Annotated in this window: 7 protein-coding genes; 5 read left to right on the forward strand and 2 right to left on the reverse strand. The window is 42.7% G+C overall.

What is annotated here, in order from left to right; translation table 11 throughout:
* The coding region (locus PLH26_RS01050; protein ID WP_324584116.1) for an ABC transporter permease at positions 1-760 on the reverse strand (760 nt) is incomplete at its 3' end.
* A gap of 63 nt (positions 761-823) precedes the next feature.
* On the opposite strand from PLH26_RS01050, the gene rbfA reads away from it, so the two are divergent.
* The 5 genes from rbfA to PLH26_RS01075 all read left to right on the forward strand — a co-directional run bounded on the left by rbfA (position 824) and on the right by PLH26_RS01075 (position 5231).
* On the forward strand, positions 824-1204 hold the full coding sequence (gene rbfA / locus PLH26_RS01055; RefSeq protein ID WP_324584117.1) for a 30S ribosome-binding factor RbfA: 381 nt from the start codon (positions 824-826) through the stop codon (positions 1202-1204).
* 137 nt (positions 1205-1341) lie between these two features.
* Entirely contained in the window at positions 1342-2562 is a 1221-nt protein-coding gene (locus PLH26_RS01060) for an FtsX-like permease family protein (protein ID WP_324584118.1), read from the forward strand.
* Between the two features lie 190 nt (positions 2563-2752).
* On the forward strand, positions 2753-3664 hold the full coding sequence (gene accD / locus PLH26_RS01065) for an acetyl-CoA carboxylase, carboxyltransferase subunit beta (protein WP_324584119.1): 912 nt from the start codon (positions 2753-2755) through the stop codon (positions 3662-3664).
* 57 nt (positions 3665-3721) lie between these two features.
* Entirely contained in the window at positions 3722-4162 is a 441-nt protein-coding gene (gene smpB, locus PLH26_RS01070; protein WP_324584120.1) for an SsrA-binding protein SmpB, read from the forward strand.
* A gap of 118 nt (positions 4163-4280) precedes the next feature.
* Positions 4281-5231, forward strand: coding sequence for a hypothetical protein (locus PLH26_RS01075; protein WP_324584121.1), 951 nt, complete (start codon positions 4281-4283; stop codon positions 5229-5231).
* A gap of 2 nt (positions 5232-5233) precedes the next feature.
* Here PLH26_RS01075 and PLH26_RS01080 read toward each other — a convergent pair whose 3' ends face one another.
* Entirely contained in the window at positions 5234-6517 is a 1284-nt protein-coding gene (locus tag PLH26_RS01080) for an alpha-amylase family glycosyl hydrolase (protein WP_324584122.1), read from the reverse strand.
* Between the last annotated feature and the right edge of the window lie 299 nt (positions 6518-6816).

Raw genomic sequence — 6816 nt, forward strand, 5'->3', positions numbered from 1 at the left:
CATTTATTGTTCCAAACCTGCTTCTCAGCAAAGCTTCAATATTAAATGCTTTGATCACCCGCAGCCCATTAAGCGTTTCATCCAATACCGATAATGATTCGCCTAATTTGACAGCAGCCTCATTCGATTGCTTTTTCAGCGAGCGGGAAATACGTCCTAAAACAAATCCTACAAGCGGAATGCACACCAGGATGGCAAGGGTCAACTGCGGGCTGATGTAAAATAAAACAGCAAAATTTATTAAAATCGTCAGGGGATCACGTATCCAGCCCTCCAGCGCTCCAACGAGCGAAACCTCAACCTCCGCCACATCATTGGTGATACGGCTGATGAGGTCGCCCTTCCTCTTTTCGGTAAAATAGCCTATCGGCAGTCCAAGTATTTTATAATACAGCTCCAACCGAAGCGTATTAACAATTCTGTTCTTTACGGGATTGAGTATATTAAAAGAAAAATAGAGGAACAGGTTTTTCAATAAAATGGAACCAACTATTATAATACAAATAAATGCCAGCGCTCCTTTCGGGTTCAGATCTCCAACCCATAGTATCAAAAGTTCACGGATATAAGCTGTAATGGGGCTGTCGGCCTCAGGCACCATGCCGGCGCCATCTCCCATAAAAATAAGATCGAAAAAGGGCGCGAGCATGCCCAGTGAAACAACAGAAAAAGCAATGGAAAGTATGATGCAAATAAAGTAAAGAACAATTTCCGTACGGTATTGCTTCAGGTACTTAAAGATCCTCGAATATTTCTTCATTATGTTTGCTGGTCAAATTGAACGGCAAAGTAAGTAAATTTACAGCCACTAAACTCGAATGAAATGCAGGAAGGAAAACGTCAGAAACAGGTAGCCGGTTTATTGTACGAAGAATTTAATGAAATATTTCAACGTCTTGGATTGGGTATGCTGGAGGGTGGAATGGTTTCCATTTCATCGGTAAAAGTAACCCCCGACCTGCTGGAAGCAAGGATATACCTGAGTTTCTTCCAGGTAAAAGACCCCGGGGATGGTTTAAAGAAAATTGAGGACAGAGCCTGGGAGATCAAGAAGGAACTCACGGCAAGGGTAAAGCACCAGTTGCGCCGCATACCCGAACTGAAATTCTTTATTGACGATACGCTGGAGCATGTATTTAAAATGGAAGCATTGTTTAAAAAAATAAAGGAAGAGGATGGAAAAACCGGATCGGGAGAGGAATAGGGTGAAAGATATAGGGTGCAGGAGTATTCCACCTTACACCTTACGCCTTCTACCTTATACCTTCCACCTTCCACCTTATACCTTATACCTTATACCTTACGCCTTCCACCTTCTACCTTCATCTAAATCATACACACTTGTACCTCATTTTTGCCTGGAGATATTTTAAAGCCAAAAAATCTACCAATGCCATCAATATCATTGCATGGGTAAGCGTAACAGCCATTGCTTTTGCCACAGCGGCTTTACTGGTGCTGTGGAGCGCCTTTAACGGATTTGAAGGTCTTGTAAAATCGCTGTACTCCACATTTTACACCGATCTTAAAATAACCCCTGCTTCCGGGAAGACCATCATCCTCACGCCTTCACAGATAGCAGAGCTTAAAAAAATAAGCAATATCAGCAACCTTTCGCTGGTGGCGGAAGAAAAAGCGCTTTTACAGAACCAGGACTACCAGGCCATTGTTGAACTGAAGGGAGTTGATTCGAACTATACTAAAGTAACCACGGTTGAAAAAAGCCTGGTGAGGGGCCGGTTTTCGCTGGGTGATGCAGAAAACCCGGGGGCGGTTATGGGCGTGGGCATTGAAAATGCAGTTGCCATTTTAAGCGACAGGGCTATCGGGGGCCTCACCGTTTATTTACCTAAAAAAGGGGTTGACGATATCAGCAACCCGCTGGCATCTTTTAATGAAGGAAGGATTATTCCCAACGGCGCTTTTGCTGTTGAACAGGGATTTGACAATAAATATGTGCTTACCAATCTGGATTTTGTAAGGCAATACATGAATTTTAAGCCCGATGAGTACAGTGCAGCGGAAATTGCTCTTGCTGATACAGATAATGAAGAGATAACCAAAAGCCAGATCCGGCAACTGTTGGGGCCCCACTATACTGTACAAACCCGTTATGAACAAAACAGCAGCTTATACAATGTAATGCGCCTGGAAAAATATGCCATTTTTGGTATATTTATTTTAGTGCTGGTAGTAGCGGCATTTAATATGATAGGCGCGCTGAGCATGCTGGTGCTGGAAAAGCAGAAAGACATACAAATTTTACAATCCATGGGCGCCGACCGGGGATGGATACAAAAAGTTTTTTTAACCGAAGGCATCGTGTTGGCCGCTATCGGTGCCGGAATAGGAATCATACTGGCACTGCTGCTGTGTTTTCTGCAATTGCAGTTCAAGCTTATTCCTTTAGAAGGCACTTCTTTTATTATTGATTACTACCCGGTTAAACTGGTTTTTTCCGATTTTGTTATTGTAGCTATTACTGTTTTTATTATTGCGCTAACTGCATCCTGGCTTCCTTCAAAACGCGCAGCCGCACAGCCGTTTGAATTGAGGAATTAAATCTGCTGAACTGAATTATAGATTTCTTGTTTATCTTTGCTCCCCATATTTTTGTTTGCGTGCTGTATATTACCCGTTAGCCGTTGAACTACCTGCTTTTCCCGTTTATTCCGGCATGATATCATGCAGCGGGTATTTTTGTTATTATTCAATAAATTCGTTAATCTTGACCTCCAACACAAGCACAAAGATGCAACACGAAGAAGATTTTGATGCCAACCTTGCCGGCGAGGATGGGCACAATGATGAAGCGAGAAGTCGTTGGTTCAAACGAATCAAAAAGGGCATACTTACGTCTACAGCGGAAAAAAAGGAAACCCCCGATGGATTATGGATCAAGTGCCCGAGCTGCAAATACACCTGCACGGTGCTGGAACTGAAAGAAAACCTTTTTGTTTGTCCCAAATGTAATTATCATCACCGCATCGGCAGCCAGGAATACTTTGATATATTGTTCGACAACCAGCAATACGAAGAACTGTTCGCTAATATCCGATCGGTTGATTTTTTGAACTTCAATGATCTGAAGCCTTATCAAAAGCGCCTCGAAGAAGCTTACCGTAAAACCGGGTTGAACGATTCCATTTCTGTTGCCGCCGGGAAGGTAAACAACCATGCCCTGGTGGTTTGTTGTATGGATTTTAATTTTATCGGCGGGTCGCTGGGAAGTGTGATGGGCGAAAAGATCGCAAAGGCCGTTGATCATTGCCTGCAGCACCGTTTTCCCTTACTGATCATCAGCAAAAGCGGCGGAGCCAGGATGATGGAAAGCGCTTTTTCACTCATGCAATTGGCCAAAACCTCCGGTAAGCTGTCGCAATTATCAGATGCACGTATTCCCTATATCTCTCTTTGCACAGACCCTACTTATGGCGGAACAACTGCCTCATTTGCAATGCTTGGAGATATAAATATAGGTGAGCCGGGGGCTATGATAGGCTTTGCCGGTCCGCGGGTGATCAAAGAAACCATAAAGAAAGACCTTCCTCCCGGCTTTCAAAGTTCCGAATTTTTGATGGATCACGGCTTTTTGGATATTATTGTTCCGCGTAAGGAACTAAAAGAAAAAATAGCTACGCTCCTTGCATTATTTGAATCATAACCAGTAACAGTAACGCCCGTATCATTTGCCTTTCGGGGAAATCACTATTTGCAAACCATGTCTAATATTCGCAATCGTTCGGCTTATTATGAATATCACATAGACGACAAATATGTGGCCGGGCTGGTATTGACAGGAACGGAAGTAAAATCGCTGAGAGAAGGAAGAGCAAGCTTTAACGACAGCTATTGTTATTTTCACAAAGGAGAACTGTGGATCAAAAGTCTGCATATTGCGGAATACAGCCATGGAACCTATCACAACCATGAACCTTTAAGGGAACGGAAATTGCTGTTGAACAAAAAAGAATTAAAAAAGCTTGAATCCAAATTAAAGGAAAAAGGATACACGATAGTACCGCTGAGTATTTTTTTTAGCGATAAAGGGCTGGCTAAAATAGAAATAGGGCTTGGCAAGGGAAAGAAAATGCACGATAAAAGAGAAACCATTAAAGCCCGCGACAGCGAGAGGGAGATCAAAAGAAAATACGGTGTTTAACGATGAAGTTTTACTGTAGCATATGCCCCGCAGAAGATAAACACTTTATTTACAATACTTTTAGATATCAAACGTTACTTTGCATGTATTTACATAACCGTACTATTCAAGTAGTTAGATGAGAATATTACTGACCCTCTTTTGTTTTTTATGTACAGCGCATGGCATAGCCCAGGGCATAAAGGGAAGCTGGTTCGGCAGTGCCGATGTGTTACTGGGCGGATCGCACAACAATTACCTGGTTGAACTTGATCTAAAACAGGAGAACAATGAAGTAAAGGGTATTATCAGTTATTACTTCCGCAACAGCTACCAGAGCTTTTACGTAAAAGGCACTTACAATCAGCGTACAAGAGAGGTGCTCATTAAGGATGTTCCTATTACTTATTTCCGGGCATCGGCCAGCAACGGCGTGGAGTGTATAATGGATCTGAGGGCTATACTAACGGCATCACGGGTAAGCACGAGCATCAAAGGAGTGTTTACCACCCAGGGTAAATACAGGTATACCTGTCCGGATATAGCCTTCGATTTTGTATATGGCGAAGCGCTGAACACCGACAGCCTGATTGATAAATTTGCAGCCATAAAAAAAATCTGGCGCCCTTCCGAAGAAGATGTGGTAGTAAATGAGACCAAAGTATATGTTCCTGATTCAATAGACCTGAAAGTAACAGAGCCATCGGCCGAAAAAATGGAAGCACAAAAGATCCTCGAAGAATTCACCAAACGGGAAGAGGTAGTAGGCAAAGAAATATGGGTGCATTCCGACTCGCTGAGGCTTACTTTTTACGATAATGGGATAGTAGACGGCGACAGCATCTCCGTTTTCTTTAATAAAGAACCCGTTTCAACACACCAGTTGCTCAGCGAAAGAGGTATCGTGTTTTATACCGTTTTAGATACTACCAAAGAATACAATGAAATAAGCATGTTTGCCGAAAACCTGGGAAGCATTGCACCCAACACTGCCTTAATGGTGCTTACTGATGGCGTAAACCGCCACGAAATATTTCTTTCGAGCAGCTTAACCCAAAACTCCACGATAAGAATACGACGAAAACGATAGGGTTATTTTACATACACTTTATATCCCCATGCAGGCAGCTCAAACCACTGATCGGCAGAACAATCTTTTTCTTCATTGCTGAACAATTCTTTACATTTCCCTGTAATACCGGTATCCCTGTTCATAAACCGGCTGGGATAGGGCGATAAATTCAGCAATACCAACACAGCGTTATTACCGCTCTTCCGGGTGTAACCAAAAATATGTTCATCCGATTTAAAATCAAGGATATTTGTTTCCACTTTTCCATTTCCCGCAGCCAGCGCGGGGTTATTACGGCGAAGGGTAAACAACTTTTTATAAAAATCTTCCAGTTCATATTTGCCATTCCACTCTATAGGGTCTTTTTCAAAAAACTGTAATCTTTTCAGGTTCGGTAATTCCTGCCCGCTGTACAGCAGGGGTATACCTTCCCATGTGCTGTTAAACACGGCCAGCGCCTGCGCCATATCGCCATATTTCTCAAATTCTGTTCCGTTCCAGCTGTTTTCATCATGGTTGGCTGTAAAATACAAACCCGTTGTACCTGCATGAAAAACTTCCCTGTATCGTTGCAGCAGCTTTTCCAATGCGGGGATATTGCGCTCACTTTTATAAAAAGCTTCCGTTTTATGCATCCATGTCCAGGTATAGGCGGCATCAAACACCTCCAGGTAATCCGGATTATCCAAAGCGTCAAATTCACCCAGCCAGAACAAAGGTTTGGTCTGATCCAGTGCCGGTCTCGCTTTCTTCCAAAAATCCAATGTTACCCAAAAAGCAAGGTCGCAACGAAACCCGTCAATATCGCATTCCTTTATCCAAAACCTCATTGCATCAATCATCGCCTCTGCCAGGTCTGGATTATTAAAGTCGAGCTCAATGATATCATCCATGCCTGAGGCTGCTTTAAAATTCCCGTTACCGTCTCTTTCATAATATTCCGGATGCGAGCGGGTCCACACATGGTCCCAGCCGGTATGATTGGCCACCCAATCCATTATAACTTTAAATCCCAACCGGTGCGCTGCATCAATTAGTCTTTTAAAATCATCCAGCGTACCAAATTCCGGATTTATGGAAGTATAATCCGAGCAGGCATAATAGCTGCCCAGACTGCCTTTCATCTTTTCTTTTGAGATGGGTGTAACAGGCATAAACCACAGGGTTTCCACACCCATTTCCCTGAGCCTGGGAAGTTCCTGCGCAAAAGCGTTAAAGCTGCCTTCTTTTGTATACTGCCGAAGATTTATTTCATATACATTGGTATGGTATCTCCATTCTACACGCTGGTGTTCTGTATGCATTGGTAAATTTTATTATCTGTAACAAAAAGATCAGGCTATAGCCTATGGGCGGGAAGATAATATATTTTGCGGAAGTACTGCGGGATCGTTGGCACAAACAGGTTTCTCTTTTCTATTGTATTCTATATTCCTGCTGTGCCTATGTGTTTTGGCTTTTATTTTTAACACATAGGATCATAGGGGCAGATAGATACACATAGTTGTTTACTCTATTGTGCTCTATGTTCCTGCTGTGCCTATGTGCTTTGGCTTTTATTTTTAACACATAGGATCATAGGGGCAGATAGATACACATAGTT

Source organism: Agriterribacter sp. (assembly GCF_035444585.1).
Classification (GTDB): domain Bacteria; phylum Bacteroidota; class Bacteroidia; order Chitinophagales; family Chitinophagaceae; genus Agriterribacter.

What these genes read in the sequence shown, in the direction of transcription:
- rbfA (WP_324584117.1), top strand. Translation starts at nt 824, where the DNA reads ATGCAGGAAGGAAAACGTCAGAAACAGGTAGCCGGTTTATTGTACGAA.
- accD (WP_324584119.1), top strand. Translation starts at nt 2,753, where the DNA reads ATGCAACACGAAGAAGATTTTGATGCCAACCTTGCCGGCGAGGATGGG.
- PLH26_RS01080 (WP_324584122.1), bottom strand. Translation starts at nt 6,517, where the DNA reads ATGCATACAGAACACCAGCGTGTAGAATGGAGATACCATACCAATGTA.
- smpB (WP_324584120.1), top strand. Translation starts at nt 3,722, where the DNA reads ATGTCTAATATTCGCAATCGTTCGGCTTATTATGAATATCACATAGAC.
- PLH26_RS01075 (WP_324584121.1), top strand. Translation starts at nt 4,281, where the DNA reads ATGAGAATATTACTGACCCTCTTTTGTTTTTTATGTACAGCGCATGGC.